The sequence below is a fragment of the Staphylococcus caeli genome (assembly GCF_900097965.1).
Taxonomy (GTDB): domain Bacteria; phylum Bacillota; class Bacilli; order Staphylococcales; family Staphylococcaceae; genus Staphylococcus; species Staphylococcus caeli.
Genome location: NZ_FMPG01000001.1, coordinates 236,032 through 252,440 on the forward strand (window position 1 = coordinate 236,032; position 16,409 = coordinate 252,440).

Annotated in this window: 15 protein-coding genes and 1 other annotated feature; of the genes, 4 read left to right on the plus strand and 11 right to left on the minus strand. The window is 33.3% G+C overall.

Features of this window, described 5'->3' with window-relative positions; translation table 11 throughout:
• From pepV to BJS11_RS01140, 4 genes are all read right to left on the minus strand, one after another.
• On the minus strand, positions 1–1,410 hold the full coding sequence (pepV, locus tag BJS11_RS01125) for a dipeptidase PepV (RefSeq protein ID WP_069995065.1): 1,410 nt from the start codon (positions 1,408–1,410) through the stop codon (positions 1–3).
• A gap of 266 nt (positions 1,411–1,676) precedes the next feature.
• A complete protein-coding gene (locus tag BJS11_RS01130; protein ID WP_069995064.1) occupies positions 1,677–2,084 on the minus strand; it encodes a YtxH domain-containing protein in 408 nt (135 codons plus the stop codon).
• 17 nt (positions 2,085–2,101) lie between these two features.
• Positions 2,102–2,800: a pseudouridine synthase gene (locus tag BJS11_RS01135; RefSeq protein ID WP_069995063.1), complete on the minus strand. Its 699-nt coding sequence runs from the start codon at positions 2,798–2,800 to the stop codon at positions 2,102–2,104.
• The gene (locus BJS11_RS01140; RefSeq protein ID WP_069995062.1) at positions 2,800–4,434 is read right to left on the minus strand and encodes a putative polysaccharide biosynthesis protein; all 1,635 of its coding nucleotides are present in this window, start codon (positions 4,432–4,434) and stop codon (positions 2,800–2,802) included. Before BJS11_RS01140 ends, BJS11_RS01135 begins: the two co-directional genes overlap by 1 nt.
• A 122-nt stretch (positions 4,435–4,556) precedes the next feature.
• Here BJS11_RS01140 and BJS11_RS01145 point away from each other — a divergent pair, with 122 nt between their 5' ends.
• Positions 4,557–5,819, plus strand: a complete 1,263-nt coding sequence (locus tag BJS11_RS01145) for a BaiN/RdsA family NAD(P)/FAD-dependent oxidoreductase (RefSeq protein WP_069995061.1) — start codon at positions 4,557–4,559, stop codon at positions 5,817–5,819.
• A 76-nt stretch (positions 5,820–5,895) separates the two neighbouring features.
• Here the strand turns inward: BJS11_RS01145 and BJS11_RS01150 are convergent, their stop codons facing one another.
• The 3 genes from BJS11_RS01150 to BJS11_RS01160 form a co-directional block, all read right to left on the minus strand.
• Entirely contained in the window at positions 5,896–6,207 is a 312-nt protein-coding gene (locus BJS11_RS01150; protein ID WP_069995060.1) for a rhodanese-like domain-containing protein, read from the minus strand.
• An 18-nt stretch (positions 6,208–6,225) separates the two neighbouring features.
• Positions 6,226–8,640 (minus strand): leucine--tRNA ligase, encoded by a 2,415-nt coding sequence (gene leuS / locus BJS11_RS01155; RefSeq protein ID WP_069995059.1) that lies wholly within the window; start codon positions 8,638–8,640, stop codon positions 6,226–6,228.
• Between the two features lie 50 nt (positions 8,641–8,690).
• Positions 8,691–8,883, minus strand: a binding site (T-box leader).
• A gap of 180 nt (positions 8,884–9,063) precedes the next feature.
• The gene (locus BJS11_RS01160; protein WP_069995058.1) at positions 9,064–10,233 is read right to left on the minus strand and encodes an MDR family MFS transporter; all 1,170 of its coding nucleotides are present in this window, start codon (positions 10,231–10,233) and stop codon (positions 9,064–9,066) included.
• A 109-nt stretch (positions 10,234–10,342) separates the two neighbouring features.
• Here BJS11_RS01160 and mnmL point away from each other — a divergent pair, with 109 nt between their 5' ends.
• Positions 10,343–11,296 (plus strand): tRNA modification radical SAM protein MnmL/YtqA, encoded by a 954-nt coding sequence (gene mnmL / locus BJS11_RS01165; protein ID WP_069995057.1) that lies wholly within the window; start codon positions 10,343–10,345, stop codon positions 11,294–11,296.
• The gene (mnmM, locus tag BJS11_RS01170) at positions 11,293–11,853 is read left to right on the plus strand and encodes a tRNA 5-(aminomethyl)-2-thiouridylate-methyltransferase MnmM (protein ID WP_069995056.1); all 561 of its coding nucleotides are present in this window, start codon (positions 11,293–11,295) and stop codon (positions 11,851–11,853) included. The genes mnmL and mnmM overlap by 4 nt, the downstream gene beginning before the upstream one ends.
• Before the next feature lie 174 nt (positions 11,854–12,027).
• Here the strand turns inward: mnmM and BJS11_RS01175 are convergent, their stop codons facing one another.
• The 3 genes from BJS11_RS01175 to BJS11_RS01185 form a co-directional block, all read right to left on the minus strand.
• Complete coding sequence (locus tag BJS11_RS01175; protein WP_069995055.1) at positions 12,028–12,429, minus strand: transcriptional regulator, SarA/Rot family; 402 nt, start codon at positions 12,427–12,429, stop codon at positions 12,028–12,030.
• A gap of 147 nt (positions 12,430–12,576) precedes the next feature.
• Entirely contained in the window at positions 12,577–13,533 is a 957-nt protein-coding gene (locus BJS11_RS01180) for an L-lactate dehydrogenase (RefSeq protein ID WP_069995054.1), read from the minus strand.
• A 200-nt stretch (positions 13,534–13,733) separates the two neighbouring features.
• Positions 13,734–14,558 carry an alpha/beta fold hydrolase gene (locus tag BJS11_RS01185; RefSeq protein WP_069995053.1) on the minus strand — a complete coding sequence of 275 codons (825 nt, stop codon included), beginning with the start codon at positions 14,556–14,558 and terminating at the stop codon, positions 13,734–13,736.
• A gap of 265 nt (positions 14,559–14,823) precedes the next feature.
• Here BJS11_RS01185 and BJS11_RS01190 point away from each other — a divergent pair, with 265 nt between their 5' ends.
• A complete protein-coding gene (locus BJS11_RS01190) occupies positions 14,824–15,825 on the plus strand; it encodes a proline dehydrogenase family protein (protein WP_069995052.1) in 1,002 nt (333 codons plus the stop codon).
• Between the two features lie 117 nt (positions 15,826–15,942).
• Here BJS11_RS01190 and ribH read toward each other — a convergent pair whose 3' ends face one another.
• On the minus strand, positions 15,943–16,401 hold the full coding sequence (gene ribH, locus BJS11_RS01195; RefSeq protein ID WP_069995051.1) for a 6,7-dimethyl-8-ribityllumazine synthase: 459 nt from the start codon (positions 16,399–16,401) through the stop codon (positions 15,943–15,945).
• Positions 16,402–16,409 lie beyond the last annotated feature (8 nt).

The window sequence follows — 16,409 nt, forward strand, 5'->3', positions numbered from 1 at the left end:
CTATTCCTCCACGCACAATTTATATAACGCTTCTAAATAAATACTTGTTGCATTAAATAATTGCTTTTTAGTAATATATTCATTTTTTTGATGCATTAAATCCTCAGAATCACTAAACATAGCTCCAAACGCAACACCCTTATCCAAATTACGTGCGTAAGTTCCGCCACCAATTGTATAAGGCTCTGTATCATCACCTGTTTGATTTCTATATGCTTGAACTAAAGTCTGAACGAATGGATCGTCTTTCGCGACATAATGTGGCGTTTGATTTTTACCTAATTGAATTGAAAAACCAAGTGGCTGAATTTCGTCTTTAAATCTTATTAATGCATCATCAAATTCAAAGCCTTCTGGATATCTTAAATTGATACCAAACGTACCACCTTTTTCATATTCGTATTGAATAACTCCAATATTTGTTGTTAGATCTCCCATCACTTCTGTATGGAATTTCATCCCCATTTTCTCACCGAAATCAGAATTAAATAAATATTGCTCACTAAACGCTACAAAATTAGCAGCCGTCTTATCTAAGTCTAATTGTGATAAAAAGTTTAATAAGTATAGGCCAGCGTTCACACCAATTGATGGATCCATACCGTGTACTGCTTTACCATACACAGTTAACACGAGTATTCCACTGTCAACAACACTCTCGCCTTCAACTTCATGTTCAGTCAAATATTGTTCGAAATTTTGAATTACATCTGTCATATTTTCTTTAACAGCTAATTTAGCGACAGCTTCATCAGGTACCATGTTATATCTTTGTCCTGAAGTAAACGCACGTAATTCGTATTCAGGCTCGTCTTGATCTTCAGCTTTCACATCTTGAATTACATCAAAAGTACTAATACCTTTTTCACCATGAATCGCTGGGAATTCTGCATCTGGTGCAAAACCTAATTGTGGCATTTCTTCTGTTTCAAAATAACGATCTGTACACTTCCAATCAGATTCTTCATCAGTTCCAATAATAATATGTATACGTTTTTTCCAATCAACATTCATATCGTTTAAAATTTTAACAGCATAATAAGCTGCAATTGTTGGACCTTTGTCATCTAAAGTACCACGTGCAATCACCTTATCTTCAGTTACTACTGGTGTAAATGGATCTGAATCCCAACCATCTCCTGCCGGCACGACATCTACATGGCAAAGGATACCGAATATATCTTTACCATCCCCTGCCTCGATACGGCCAGCAATATGATCTACATCATGCGTGCCAAATCCGTCTCTTTCAGCAATTTCATACATATAGTCTAAAGCTTTTCTTGGACCTGGACCAACCGGGTATTCTTTCGTAGCTTTATCATCTTCTCTAACACTCTCGATTGAAAGTAATCCCTTTAAGTCTTCTAATATAGCATCTTCATATGCTGATACTTTTTCTCTCCACATTTGTAATCAACTTCTTTCTTATATCGAATATAACTAATATTTTACATGAAGTAGCGCAGAAACTACAGTGAGATACTATTATTATTCAAATATTTATCTGTTATGTTTTTGAATTAAACAGTTCAAACGCTTTTTTTACAACTATAAAAAACTGTACTACTATCAATTGTTTTCCCGTACTATTATTTTTCAATTTAATGTATAAAAAAGACTGAGACAACTTTAGAAATTGTCTCAGTCTCAACGATAATAAAAATTAAATCGTATTATTTGTTTTTATTGCCGTTATTTTTTAATTCATCTTCTGTAACAACGCGTAAGTTGTTTGATGGGTCTGCAGCACCTTCATCAGTGAATCGTGCTTCATCAATGTGATCTTCTTCTTTGCCAGATACATTTGAGAAACGCTCTTTTTGTTCATTGATGAAACCTTTAGGATCTTGTTTCACTTTTGAAGCATAACCTTTAGGGTCTTGTTTCACTTCATTATATGTTTCACCAGCTTTTGAACTGATTTGGCTAGCGATATCTTTCGCATTTTGCTTATAAGATTCTGGATTAGATTTGTATTTACTATACTCATCTTTTAATTTGTTTCTATTTTCCTTTTTAGAAAGTAGGACAGCTGCAGCTGCACCACCTATACCAATAATTGCTTTAAATAATTTTGACATATTAATACACCTCTTCTTTATTTTATATCTAATAATTTAAAATCTTCCTGAGTTAAATGACGATATTCTCCTGGTGCTAGTGTTGAATCAAGTTGCAAGTCGCCAATACTTATACGTTTCAAAGCCTCAACTTCATTGTCTATCGCATGAAACATACGTTTAACTTGATGATAGCGTCCTTCATAAATTGTGACAAGTGATTTGTTCACTTCATCACTATGGACTAACTTTGCAGGTTTCGTCAATCCCTCATTCAATTCAATACCCACTTTAAATACATTTATATCACTTTTTGTAATATTTTTTTTAGATATTACTTCATACGTTTTTGAAACGTACTTTGATGGACTCATTAATTGGTGATTAAACTGTCCGTCATTCGTAATTAATAACAAACCTTCTGTATCTTTATCTAATCTGCCAACTGGAAATAAATCCAAATACTTATACTCATCAATTAAATCCAACACTGTTTGATGTTGTCCATCTTCTGTTGCTGAAATGTAACCTTTAGGCTTATTTAGCATGAGATATACTTTATCGATGTAATCTATACGCTTATCGTTTACCGATACAATATCAATTTCTGGATTGATTTGTATTTTCGGTGAAGTTTCAAACTTGTCATTAATTGTGACGCATTTCTTTTTTAACAACTGTTTCACTTCTGTGCGTGTACCTACACCCATATTCGATAAAAACTTATCTATACGCATTATATCAATCCTAGTTTACGTCTAATTTTATTTGGGATATCTCCTAAGAATTGATCCGCAAGTCGTGTTTTCATTGTAATACTACCGTATATAAGCATACCAACAGCAACACTTACAACAAGAATCACTAAAGCACCTATTTTGCGTTCTGGTGAAATAAACATTTGTAAAATAAAGAACGTCAATTCGACACCGATCATCATAATGAAACCGTATAAGAATATTTTCCCAAAGTGTAACCATGTTTCACTAAAATTAAATCTTGCATATTTCTTAAGAATGTAAAAATTACATAACACTGCAAATAGTAATGCAATTGCTGTACTTAAAATTGCACCAGCTGTATGGAAAGCTACAATAAGTGGTGTGTTTAAAATAATTTTTATCACAACTGCTGCTAATATGACAAATACTGTTAACTTTTGTTTATCTATACCTTGAAGCATAGATGCAGTTACACTTAATAATGCGATTAATATCGCAACGGGTGCATAATAAAACAACAATTGACTTCCGTCAACATTATAGGTATAGAAAACTGTATATAATGGTAATGCTAGGGCCATAATACCTAAACTTGCTGGCACTGTTATAAACATCAATACACCTAATGATGTACGTATTTGTCTGTGCATTTCCGTTAATTGTCCTGATGCATACGTTTTTGTAATGAACGGAATTAAACTTACCGCGAAACCAGCTGACAGCGAAGTCGGAATCATTACAATTTTATTTGTTGTCATATTTAAAATTGAAAAGAAATAATCATGTAAGTTACTCGCTACTCCTGCCATATTCAAAGCACTATTATGTGTAAATTGATCCACTAAGTTAAATAATGGGAAGTTCAAACTTACAATAACGAATGGGATACTATACGAAATAATTTCTTTATACATTTTTCCATAAGAAACATCCATACCCGTATTATCCGTTGCGACCATTCTTTCAATATTGCCTTTTCTCTTTCTCCAGTAATACCACAAGACGAATATGGCTGCGATTGCACCAATTGCCGCTGCAAAAGTCGCAACACCATTAGCCGCAAGAACACTTCCATGGAATACATTCAATACTAAATAACTACCTATTAAGATAAATAATATTCGAGCTACTTGTTCTATCACTTCGGATACTGCAGTTGGTCCCATTGATTTGTAACCTTGGAACACACCGCGCCATGTCGCTAATAGTGGAATAAAGATAACTACGATACTAATAATTCTAATAATCCACGTGATATCGTCGACTGTCCAGACACCTTTTACGTCACCCTTGTTGGCTAATGTTATCGAAGCAATACTTGGTGCCAATAAATAAAGCAGTATAAAACCAAGGAAACCTGTTATAGTCATCACTAAAAAACTAGATTTATATAATTTTTCACTTATCCTATATGCACCTAACGCATTATATTTCGATACATATTTAGAAGCTGCTAAAGGGACACCCGCAGTTGCAATTGCAATGGCAATATTATAAGGTGTGTACGCATAGTTGAAAGGCGCCAAATTTTTCTCGCCACCAATAATGGCATAAAATGGAATAATATAAATTACACCTAATACTTTAGTAATTAAAATACTTAGTGTAATTAAAAAGGTTCCTCTCACTAATTCTTTACTTTCACTCATTCAGATCTTCCTATCTCAAATTAATTTTTACACTCGTAAACTTAATAATAACGTTATAACTACTTTTTTTCAAAACTATATTACTATAAAATTAACACTATCAGGTTAAGGGAGGCAATAAAATGTATCAAACAATTATCATAGGTGGCGGACCAAGTGGACTCATGGCAGCTGCTGCAGCGAGTCAAAATAGCAAAAATATTTTGCTATTAGAAAAGAAAAAAGGACTTGGTCGCAAGCTAAAAATTTCTGGCGGCGGCCGCTGTAATGTAACAAATAGACTTCCTTACGATGAAATCATAAAAAATATTCCTGGAAACGGAAAATTTTTATATAGTCCTTTTTCAGTATTTGATAATGAATCAATCATTCAATTTTTCGAATCAAGAGGTTTACTATTAAAAGAAGAAGATCACGGTCGTATGTTCCCTATTTCTAATAAAGCTCAAGATGTTGTGGATGCATTAATCAATACATTAAAACAAAATAGCGTTGAGATTAAAGAAGAATCTACAGTTACATCTATAGAATATACGGCTACACAGTCGTTTAAGATCATTTTAAATAATCAACAATTCTTTGAAAGTAAAAGTTTAATTATTGCGACTGGTGGTACAAGCGTTCCTCAGACAGGTTCAACGGGTGATGGTTATAAATTCGCGGAACAGTTAGGTCATACAATAACAGAGTTATTCCCTACAGAAGTTCCAATCACATCTGAAGCATCCTTTATTAAAAATAAGCGCTTAAAAGGTTTAAGTTTAAAAGATGTTGCACTTTCTGTCTTAAAAAAGAATGGAAAAACACGTATCACGCATCAGATGGATATGTTATTTACACACTTCGGAATTAGTGGTCCTGCCGCTTTAAGATGCAGTCAATTCGTATATAAAGAACAAAAAAATCAGAAACGTAAAAATATCCAGATGCAAATAGATGTTTTCCCTGAACTTACTCGTCAAGACCTTGAACATAAAGTGAGACAAATGCTTGAAAACGCACCAGACAAATATGTTAAAAATAGTTTACATGGTTTAATTGAAGAACGTTATTTATTATTTATGGTTGAGCAAGCAGAGATATCTGATGATGTAACGGCGCATCATATTTCAAACACACAAATTAATCGACTCGTAGATTTATTAAAAGGGTTTACCTTTACTGTTAATGGTACATTATCGATTGATAAAGCATTCGTAACTGGTGGAGGCGTTTCACTAAAAGAAATACAGCCAAAATCTATGATGTCAAAAATTACACCAGGTTTATTTTTATGTGGTGAAGTCCTTGATATACATGGATACACAGGTGGTTATAATATCACGAGTGCACTTGTCACTGGTCATGTAGCTGGCTCAAACGCTAGTCTATTTACAACAGAATAACATTAGCTACACATATAAAAAGGCTGGGACAACATCATGATTGTCTCAGCCTCTAACGTTATATTAAATTAAAGCATTAGATACTTTTTATCTCTAATCCTTCTTCTCCCCATTCATCCATGCCGCCTTCAACATTGACAGCGTGAATGCCGTTTTGTTCTAAGTATTGTACAACTTGTGCGCTTCTACCGCCAGCTTTACAAATAATATAGTACGTATCATTTTCATTAAATTGTTTCAATTGATCTGGAATTGTGTTCATCGGAATTGTTTGAGCACCTGGAATAATACCCATTGCTGTTTCTTCATCCGTTCTAACATCAATTAGATTGACAGGATTTGCATTTAAGATTTTCTCTTTTAATTCAGTTATTGTAATAGATTCCATTGTTTAGCCCTCCATATTTTATTTAGCAACAATATTCACAAGTTTTGCTGGAACTGCAATTACTTTTTTAATATCTTTGCCTTCAATTTCAGATTTAACGTTCTCATTGCCAAGTGCAACTTGCTCCATGTCCTCTTTAGAAATATCTTTCGGAACATTAATCTTAGCACGTACTTTACCATTAACTTGAACAACGATTTCAATCTCGTCATCGACTAGCAACGATTCATCGTATGAAGGCCAAGGTTGATACGTAATTGTTTCTTCATGTCCTAAGCGTGACCATAATTCTTCAGAAATATGTGGCGCAATTGGTGCCAACATTTTAATAAATCCTTCAATATATGGCTTATAAATCTCATCCGCTTTATAACAATCATTGATGAATACCATAAGTTGACTGATTGCAGTGTTAAAGTTCAGTGTATTGAAATCTTCTGTCACTTTCTTCACTGTTTGATGATAAATCTTATCTAAAGTCTTACTATGTGTGTTTACCACTTTATTAGAAATTGAACCATCTTCTGTAATTAATAAACGCCATATTCTATCCAAGAAACGTCTTGAGCCATCTAAGCCATTTTCGCTCCAAGCAATTGCTGCATCGAGAGGCCCCATAAACATTTCATATAAACGTAATGTATCCGCACCATGTGATTTCACAATATCGTCAGGGTTGATAACATTACCTTTAGATTTACTCATTTTTTCATTACCTTCACCTAAAATCATGCCTTGGTTAAATAATTTTTGGAATGGTTCTTTCGTTGGCACTACACCTAAATCATATAACACCTTATGCCAGAATCTCGCATATAATAAATGTAATACAGCATGCTCAACACCACCGATATATAAATCAACTGGCAACCAATGTTTTAATTTCTCAGGATCTGCAAGCATATTCTCGTTATCAGGATCAATATATCTTAGATAGTACCAGCAACTACCTGCCCATTGTGGCATAGTATTTGTCTCACGGCGACCTTTCATTCCTGTTGTTTCATCTATAACATTTACAAAATCATCAATATTTGCAAGTGGTGATTCTCCTGTACCCGATGGTTTGATTTCATCTGTTTCAGGAAGTAATAATGGCAACTCATCTTCTGGTACTGTCGACATTGTACCATCTTCCCAATGAATTACTGGAATTGGCTCGCCCCAATATCTTTGACGACTGAACAACCAATCTCTCAATTTATAGTTTACTTTTCGAGTACCTGCATTTTTTTCTTCTAGTAACGCAATCGCTTTTTCAATCGCCGCTTCATTATACAAACCATTTAATTCACCAGAATTAATATGTGGACCATCACCTGTAAATGCTTCTTTGGTAATATCGCCCCCTTCTATAACTTCGATAATTGGTAAGTCGAATGCTTGCGCAAATTCATAATCACGCTGATCACCACTTGGTACAGCCATCACTGCGCCAGTCCCATATGTTGATAATACGTAGTCTGCAATCCAAATTGGAACTTGTTGGCCAGATAACGGATTAATCGCATAAGCACCAGTAAATACACCAGATTTTTCTTTTGCTAAACCAGTACGTTCTAAATCTGATTTTTTAGCCGCTTCTTTCTGATATTCTACAACTGCATCTTTATTGTCTTCCGTTGTAATTCGATTTACTAGCTCATGTTCTGGACTTAATACTAAGAAAGATGCACCATAAATAGTATCTGCTCGTGTCGTAAAGACTTCTATTTGATCATTAACATCTTTCACATCGAATTTAACAGCAGCGCCTTCTGAACGACCAATCCAATTACGTTGCATATCTTTCAAGGATTCAGGCCAATCAAGGTCATCTAAATCTTCTAATAAGCGGTCTGCATATTCTGTAATTTTAAGTACCCATTGTTTCATTGGTCTTCTATAAACTGGATGTCCACCACGTTCAGAAACACCATCAATGACCTCTTCATTTGAAAGTACTGTACCTAGAGCTGGGCACCAGTTCACAGCAACTTCATCTACATATGCTAAACCTTTATTATATAATTGAATAAATATCCATTGAGTCCATTTATAATATTCAGGATCTGTAGTGTTCACTTCTCTATCCCAATCATAACTAAAACCAAGCTCTTTAATTTGGCGCTTAAATGTCTCGATATTTTGTTTTGTAAATTCACGTGGGTCATTTCCAGTATCTAATGCGTATTGTTCCGCAGGTAATCCAAATGCATCCCACCCCATTGGATGTAACACATTATATCCTTGCATACGCTTATAACGTGAAATAATATCCGTTGCTGTATAGCCTTCTGGATGTCCAACATGCAAACCAGCACCAGATGGATATGGGAACATATCTAACGCGTAGAATTTTTTTTGGCCTAAATTATCACTTGTTTTAAACGTTTTATAATCCTGCCAATAATCCTGCCATTTCTTTTCAATTTCATTATGATTGTAATTCACTACTTTTCCTCCTATTCAATAAAAAAACACCTCAAACTATTATTGTAATTCGAAGGGACGATTTTCACCGCGGTACCACCCTGTTTCACATTAAATGTGCACTCATTTTAATTAAATAGTAAGAGATGTCATAAGTTATCTTTAAGTCCTGGTAAGTTCACAAGACACTTTACACTAAGTTCCACCACTCTTAGCTCTCTGTCGAAAAGTATGCAAGTTACTACTCCTATTCATCACTAATGATATTTGAAAAATCTATTTATTTCAAGCCATAAAACTGATTTATCAATATTTCAGCTTCCCTTTTCTCAATAATTTAAAGAAATATGTAACTACATAAATAACGATTTCTATAAAAAAACTCATCCAGTTAACAGTGGATGAGTGCATATAGATATTTCAAATAATAATTCGTATGATTTATTACACATCTTTGGATAATTTCTTATCGTAAATCATTAAAAATACAAGTGCCATTAATAGTAATACAATCATTCCTAAAAACATCGCTTGCATATTTAAAGTATCCACGATAATACCACCGATTAAAGGTCCAAATGCTTTACCTACTGTTGCAGCTGAGTTCACATAGCCTTGAAATGCGCCTTCTTTTCCTTTAGGTGCGAGTTGATTTGCAATTGTCGGTACAGCAGGCCAAACAAACATTTCTCCTAATGTAAGAATAATCATACCGACCATAAAGATTGAAAACTGTTCTGCAAAACTTGTAATGAAGAAAGAGATAATAAAAATAACAATGCCCACGAACATTTGATATTTCAAATTCCCTTTCAATAATCGAATGACAGGTTGGATTAGCGGTTGTGCTACTAATATCATAATTCCATTCACAGTCCATAATAAACTATATTGTCCCATAGAAATATTTATCTCTTGTGTGAATGAAGCAATTGTACTTTCCCATTGAATATAAGCGATCCAACATATACTGAACATGACACACAGTAATACAAGTGCGATAAATTGCGTACGATACGCCTTGGACAATAAGCCCATTGCATCATTTGGTTTCACCTTAACATCTAATTTTATATTAAATTGAGTCACTGCCACTATGGCAAATGCAATATACATAAGTAAATTTGCTATAAAAATATAATTAAAACTGAGTTCGGCAACAAAACCACCTGATGCTGCTCCTACTGCAACACCTAAATTTTGTGCTAAATAAATCGCGTTGAATGTTTGACGTCCACCTTGTGGCCAAACTGCCCCTGCCATTGCATAAATCGCTGGAACAATCATTCCTCCACCAAAACCTAAAGTAACAAGCCATACCGCATACCATGGCCACCCATGAAAGAAATTGAGCAGTGTAGTACTCATTAAACAAATAACTGTACCAATCATGATTGTTTTGTAGCCACCTAATTTATCAAACAAATTGCCACCTAATAAATTTCCAACGACCATGCCAAAAGAATTTATCATTAAAACTAAACCAGCCACAGTTAAGCTCTTATCTAATTCTTCATTCATAAAAATTGTGTTTAATGGCCATAAGAAACTTGAGCCAGTGATATTTAATGCCATTCCAATGACTAGCCACCAAACGGATTTAGGCATATTCATAACATTAAGCTCCTTTCACGATAAAAATTTCTTAATTTACTCTAAACACTATATCACTAAAATATGTTAAAATCTTTAACTAGAATGAATTTAGAAAGGAAAATGTTACATGGGACAATTCTTCCCTTACGCATTCGAAAATAAAAGATATCACACGTGGAATTATCACTTGAAAAATAAATTTGGTCAAAAGATATTCAAAGTTGCTATTGACGGTGGATTCGATTGTCCAAATAGAGACGGTACTGTTGCACACGGAGGATGTACCTTCTGTTCTGCAGCTGGAAGTGGCGATTTTGCCGGAAATCGTGTGGATCCAATCGAAGTACAATTTAGAGAAATTAAAGATAAAATGCACGAAAAATGGCAAGATGGTCAATACATTGCGTATTTCCAAGCCTTCACTAATACGCATGCACCGGTAGAAGTATTACGTGAAAAATATGAAACTGCCTTAAAAGAACCAGGTGTTGTGGGATTATCTATAGGTACACGACCTGACTGCTTACCTGATGATGTTGTTGAGTATTTAGCAGAATTAAATGAACGTACGTATTTATGGGTTGAACTCGGGCTTCAAACTGTTCATCAAAAAACATCAGACCTGATTAACCGTGCTCACGATATGAAAACATATTATGAAGGCATCGCGAAACTACGTAAACACAATATTAATATTTGTACACATATCATTAACGGCTTGCCAGGTGAAGATTATAATATGATGATGGAAACAGCTAAAGAAGTTGCACAAATGGATGTTCAAGGCATCAAAATCCATCTACTACATTTGCTTAAAGGTACACCTATGGTTAAACAGTACGATAAAGGCATGTTAGAGTTTATGACACAAGAGGAATATACTAATTTAGTAGTCGATCAATTAGAAATCATTCCAAAAGAAATGATTGTCCATCGTATTACAGGTGATGGACCCATTGATTTAATGGTGGGACCAATGTGGAGTGTCAATAAATGGGAAGTATTAAATGAAATTGATAATGAACTTGCGCGTAGAGAATCTTATCAAGGAAAATATTTCGAGAGTGCCATCAAATCATGAAACTCGAACGAATCTTACCTTTCACCAAAACACTAATTCAACAACATACAGAGCATAATAGTATCGTCATTGATGCAACATGTGGCAATGGTAACGATACGCTATTTCTCGCTCAGCAGGTACCCGAGGGTAAAGTTTTCGCATTTGATATTCAAGATGCTGCCATTAACAATACAAAAGCAAAAACTGATTCTTACACAAATATTTCATTAGTTAAAGACAGTCATGCTAATGTCAACGCACACATACCTAGTGAACATCATGGGCACATTGATGCAGCCATTTTCAACCTAGGATATTTACCCAAAGGTGACAAATCAATCACTACACAGGCAAATAGTACTATCGAGGCTATTGAAAATATTTTTGATATGTTAGCTTCAGAAGGTGTCATCATTTTAGTCATTTATCACGGACATGAAGAAGGCAAAGTAGAACGCGACGCTATCTTAAGTTACCTTCAACAATTTGATCAAAATAAAGCACATGTATTAAAATATCAATTTATTAATCAACAAAATAATCCACCTTTTATTTGTGCCATTGAAAAAAGATAATTTCGATTTAATTTCAGGGAGTAGGACAGAGAAATTTATTTGCCAGAATAAGTTTCTTAGACCTACTCTCTTTTTATACAAATTATGATAGAAATTAAAAAACCAGCCAAAGTAACTATACTTTGACTGGTAATAAAAATTATTGCAATCAGGCAATAAAATTTAAGATATTCACTATAAATTTAAGATAGATTTAAGACTGTTTTGAATAGTTGAAGCTTTAGCATCAATTTGTTTTTTAAAGACGTTTAAAAGATTTTCCCTTTGATCTTTTAAATCTTCATTGAAGTGGATAATAACTGTTCGTTCATCATTTTGTGGTCTTTCTTTAACAATCCACGCTTTTTCTACTAAATCATTATAAGTACGTGTTCTCTTGTATGATTTAATATGTACGAACTCATCCATTTCCTTTAATGTCATTGATCCCTCTTTCCATAGTGTCAAAAGAATGAGTAATTCCTCTTTAGACATCTTATATTGCTTTTGAACCTGACCAAAAATATCATCTATATCCTTGAGTACAGACTCTAATTGCAATATGCCATCAACTTTTTCAGCAAATGCTTTCCCCATAGCATAATCCCCCAATCATAGTATAAAGTTTAAACATGTAAAATTAATTCATCAAATTCATCATTTACCGTATAAAATCAACACTGATTAAATAATAGAATTTTTAATAAAATTAATCTTATATACAGTTTAAAATTAAACTATGATTTATGCAATTAAATGAGATATTTTGTTTTGCATTTCTTTCAAAATATTTACAGAGTTGTTAAATAATTTATTTTCTTCATCATTTAATGGGATTTCAAAGACTTCCACTGCACCTTGTCTATTGATCTTAGTTGGAACCCCAATATAAACATCTTCTTCACCATATTCTCCATGTAAATAACTAGAAACCGTGAGAACTACATTCTGATTATTGAGGATAGCTTTAGTTATATGCACTAATCCCATTGCAATACCGTAATATGTTGCTCCTTTAGCTTGAATTATGTCATAGGCAGCATCTCTTGTATTGATAAAAATCTCTTCGATTCTGTGTTGTTTTTCTGGATCGTCTTTTAACAATTGATATAAAGGTTGTCCAGCAATATTTGCTTGTGACCATACTGCAAGTTCTGAATCTCCATGTTCTCCAATAATTTGCCCATGTACACTTCTATCAGAAACACCAAATTCTTCAGCTAGTTCATATTTAAAACGAGCTGTATCTAATATAGTACCTGAACCAATAACTTTTTCTTTTGGTAAACCAGAAACTTTTTGTGTTACATACGTCAATACGTCGACTGGGTTTGTAGCAACTAAGAAAATACCATTAAAACCTGATTTCATGACATCAGTAACAATTGATTTAAAGATTTTTGTATTTTTTTCAATTAAGTCTAATCTTGTTTCACCTGGTTTCTGTGCAGCACCAGCTGTAATGACTACAATGTCAGCATTATGACAATCTTCATAATTACCACCTTTTATTTTTATAGGTGAACCACCGTAAGGCGCTGCATGATTTAAATCCATGACATCACCTTTTACTTTAGCTTCATCCAAATCTATAATAACAAGTTCATCTGCTACTCCTTGTGCTACCAAAGCAAAAGCATAACTAGAACCAACTGCTCCATCACCAATTAATACGACTTTATTACCTTTAATATATTCCATAATTTGACTCTCCTCACATTTAAAATGAACTGGTTTTTACTTGTGATTTTTTTCACAAGATAAATATAACAGGTTTTCTCGAAAATTACAATTACTTTATGTGATTTTTTTCACATAAATTCGATATATATTCATTCAAATATTAAAGCCCCGGACATCATTTTGTCCGAGGCTAATCTAAGAAACTTTTAATTTTTATTTTATGAAACTTCGTTCTCATCATGTACGATAAAGCCATTATTGCTCGCACTATTATTTAAAAAGGCTAGTATATATCGCATCACTTCATCACGTTCAGGCTCATTATGAATTTCATGGTATAAACCTTGCCAAGCTTTAAAATACAATTCATTTGTAGTTATTTTATCTTTAATCAAATCCATTGCAGTCGTGTCTGCCACTTTATCTTCTGTGCCATACATTAACAGCATTGGTAATGACTTCACATCTTTCAAATGATTTACGGTCTCTTTCATAATTTCGATAATTTGTTTGTACCAGTGATATGTCACTTTATTCAACATTAATTGATCATTTGAAGTTTCATCGATCACTTCTTCATTTCTAGTTAAATCTTCAACTGTGATACCTACTTTAAACCTAGTATCTTTAGCAATTTTACCGACATTAGAAATAATATTATCTTTTCTAGATTTATTACTTTTCTTAAATTCCAATAGTGGTGACACAAGCATTAATCCTTCAATTGGAACTTCGACTTTTTCTAGTAAATTTAAAATAATCAAACCACCCAAACCAACACCTAATACATAAGTTGGTAACTTATATTCATTTGCAATTCTAATCCATTCAAGTATATGTTCATGATATACATCGAAATTTTCAATTTGACCTTTATTTGAACGAGAGGTTTGGCCTTGTCCTGGCAAATCACCCATGATGACATGAAAGCCATTTCGGCGTAGCATAGTAATTACATATGCGTATCTTCCTGTATGTTCAAGCATGTTATGTGCAATTACAACGACACCTTTAGCTTCATTTTCGGTTTCCCATTTCCACATAATTCATACTTCCCCTTCTTATATAAAATTCAATAGCTTTATTGTATCAAAATGCATTATACTTTTTCCATTTTAAACAGTTTAAATCTCCTAAAAAACTTTTAATTTCTAAATGTATGGTCCTATTAATAAAAAAACATCACTTACAATCGTGTATATTATAATATAAAGTGTAATATATTTTATTGTAAACGATTTCATAACTATTAGATTCATGATACACTATTACTGAAACATAGCTATAAGCAGAATGGGAGGAATTAATATGCCAATTGTGAAAGATTTTTTTATCGGACTATCAAATAGTTCGTTTTTAAATAAGACTGCTAAGGAAATAGGTCCAATGTTCGGTGCGAATAAAGTGGTCGCAGGTAACACAATTAAATCCTTAGTAGACACAATTGAACGTTTAAATCAAAAGGGAATTACTGTTACGGTTGATTGCCTTGGGGAATTTGTAGTAACTGAAGGAGAAGCAATCCAGGCAAAGGATCAAATTATTGAAGTGATGTATGCCATTTATAATCATAATTTAGATGGACATATGTCAGTTAAACTTAGTCAGCTAGGTTCAGAATTTGATATTGATCTTGCCTATCGTAACTTGCGTGAAATATTATTGAAAGCAAATGAGTTCAATAATATGCATATTAATATTGATACAGAAAAGTATGATAGTTTATTTGACATCACACAAGTTCTAGATCGCTTAAAAGGCGAATTTAGAAATGTGGGAACTGTTATCCAAGCTTATTTATATAAAGCAGACGCTTTAATTGATAAATATCCAGAGCTAAGACTGCGCATGGTTAAAGGTGCATATAAAGAAAGTGATTCAATTGCTTATCAAACAAAAGAAGAAATAGATGACAATTACATACGTTTAATTGAAAAAAGATTATTAAATGCCAAAAATGTAACTTCTATAGCTACACATGATGATAAAGTAATCACTCATATTAAGCAGTTTATAAAGGATAATAATATCGAAAAAGACAGGTATGAATTCCAAATGTTGTATGGTTTCCGATCAGAATTAGCGGAACAAATTGCTGGCGAGGGATACAATTTCTGTATTTATGTACCTTATGGAGATGACTGGTTCAGTTACTTTATGAGAAGATTAGCTGAAAGACCACAAAACTTAAACTTAATGTTTAAAGAATTATTAAAACCAACTGTACTTAAAAAGACAGGTATAGTTGCAGGCACATTAGCAGCAGTAGTTGCAACTAGTGTGCTAGTCGGACGTTTATTGAAAAAGTAACATTTGAACAACAAAGTCCATTATAAATATGCAATACAAAAGCTGCTTTTAAACCCTTATAGTTTGAAAGCAGCTTTTACTTTTTATTTATATTGTTGGATAATTTTAAATGCTTAATTATATTGATTTAAGTAAATTAGCCATTTCAATTGCACTTACTGCCGCTTCAGCACCTTTATTACCAGCCTTAGTACCTGCACGTTCAACAGCTTGTTCAATGTTTTCTGTCGTTAATATACCAAAGATAACTGGTGTATCCGTCACATCATTAGCTTTTGATACACCCTTTGCAACTTCGTTACACACATAGTCATAATGAGAAGTTGACCCTCTGATAACACAACCTAGTGTAATCACTGCATCATACTCACCTTTTTGTGCTAATTTTTTAGCAACCAATGGAATTTCAAATGCACCAGGTACATAAGCTACATCAATTTGTTCTGCATTCACATCATGTCTAATTAATGTATCTTTTGCTCCATCTAATAAACGGTTAGTAATAAAATCATTAAATCTACTAACTACGATTGCTATTTTTAAATCTTTTCCTATTAATTTACCTTCAAAATTCATATTCCATT

Bases quoted from the DNA above. Each gene is read 5' to 3' on its own strand.
- BJS11_RS01185 (WP_069995053.1), bottom strand. From the start codon at position 14,558: ATGTGGAAATGGGAAACCGAAAATGAAGCTAAAGGTGTCGTTGTAATT.
- mnmL (WP_069995057.1), top strand. From the start codon at position 10,343: ATGGGACAATTCTTCCCTTACGCATTCGAAAATAAAAGATATCACACG.
- BJS11_RS01150 (WP_069995060.1), bottom strand. From the start codon at position 6,207: ATGGAATCTATTACAATAACTGAATTAAAAGAGAAAATCTTAAATGCA.
- BJS11_RS01190 (WP_069995052.1), top strand. From the start codon at position 14,824: ATGCCAATTGTGAAAGATTTTTTTATCGGACTATCAAATAGTTCGTTT.
- BJS11_RS01180 (WP_069995054.1), bottom strand. From the start codon at position 13,533: ATGGAATATATTAAAGGTAATAAAGTCGTATTAATTGGTGATGGAGCA.
- BJS11_RS01140 (WP_069995062.1), bottom strand. From the start codon at position 4,434: ATGAGTGAAAGTAAAGAATTAGTGAGAGGAACCTTTTTAATTACACTA.
- BJS11_RS01135 (WP_069995063.1), bottom strand. From the start codon at position 2,800: ATGCGTATAGATAAGTTTTTATCGAATATGGGTGTAGGTACACGCACA.
- BJS11_RS01175 (WP_069995055.1), bottom strand. From the start codon at position 12,429: ATGGGGAAAGCATTTGCTGAAAAAGTTGATGGCATATTGCAATTAGAG.
- BJS11_RS01130 (WP_069995064.1), bottom strand. From the start codon at position 2,084: ATGTCAAAATTATTTAAAGCAATTATTGGTATAGGTGGTGCAGCTGCA.
- mnmM (WP_069995056.1), top strand. From the start codon at position 11,293: ATGAAACTCGAACGAATCTTACCTTTCACCAAAACACTAATTCAACAA.
- BJS11_RS01160 (WP_069995058.1), bottom strand. From the start codon at position 10,233: ATGAATATGCCTAAATCCGTTTGGTGGCTAGTCATTGGAATGGCATTA.
- BJS11_RS01145 (WP_069995061.1), top strand. From the start codon at position 4,557: ATGTATCAAACAATTATCATAGGTGGCGGACCAAGTGGACTCATGGCA.
- ribH (WP_069995051.1), bottom strand. From the start codon at position 16,401: ATGAATTTTGAAGGTAAATTAATAGGAAAAGATTTAAAAATAGCAATC.
- pepV (WP_069995065.1), bottom strand. From the start codon at position 1,410: ATGTGGAGAGAAAAAGTATCAGCATATGAAGATGCTATATTAGAAGAC.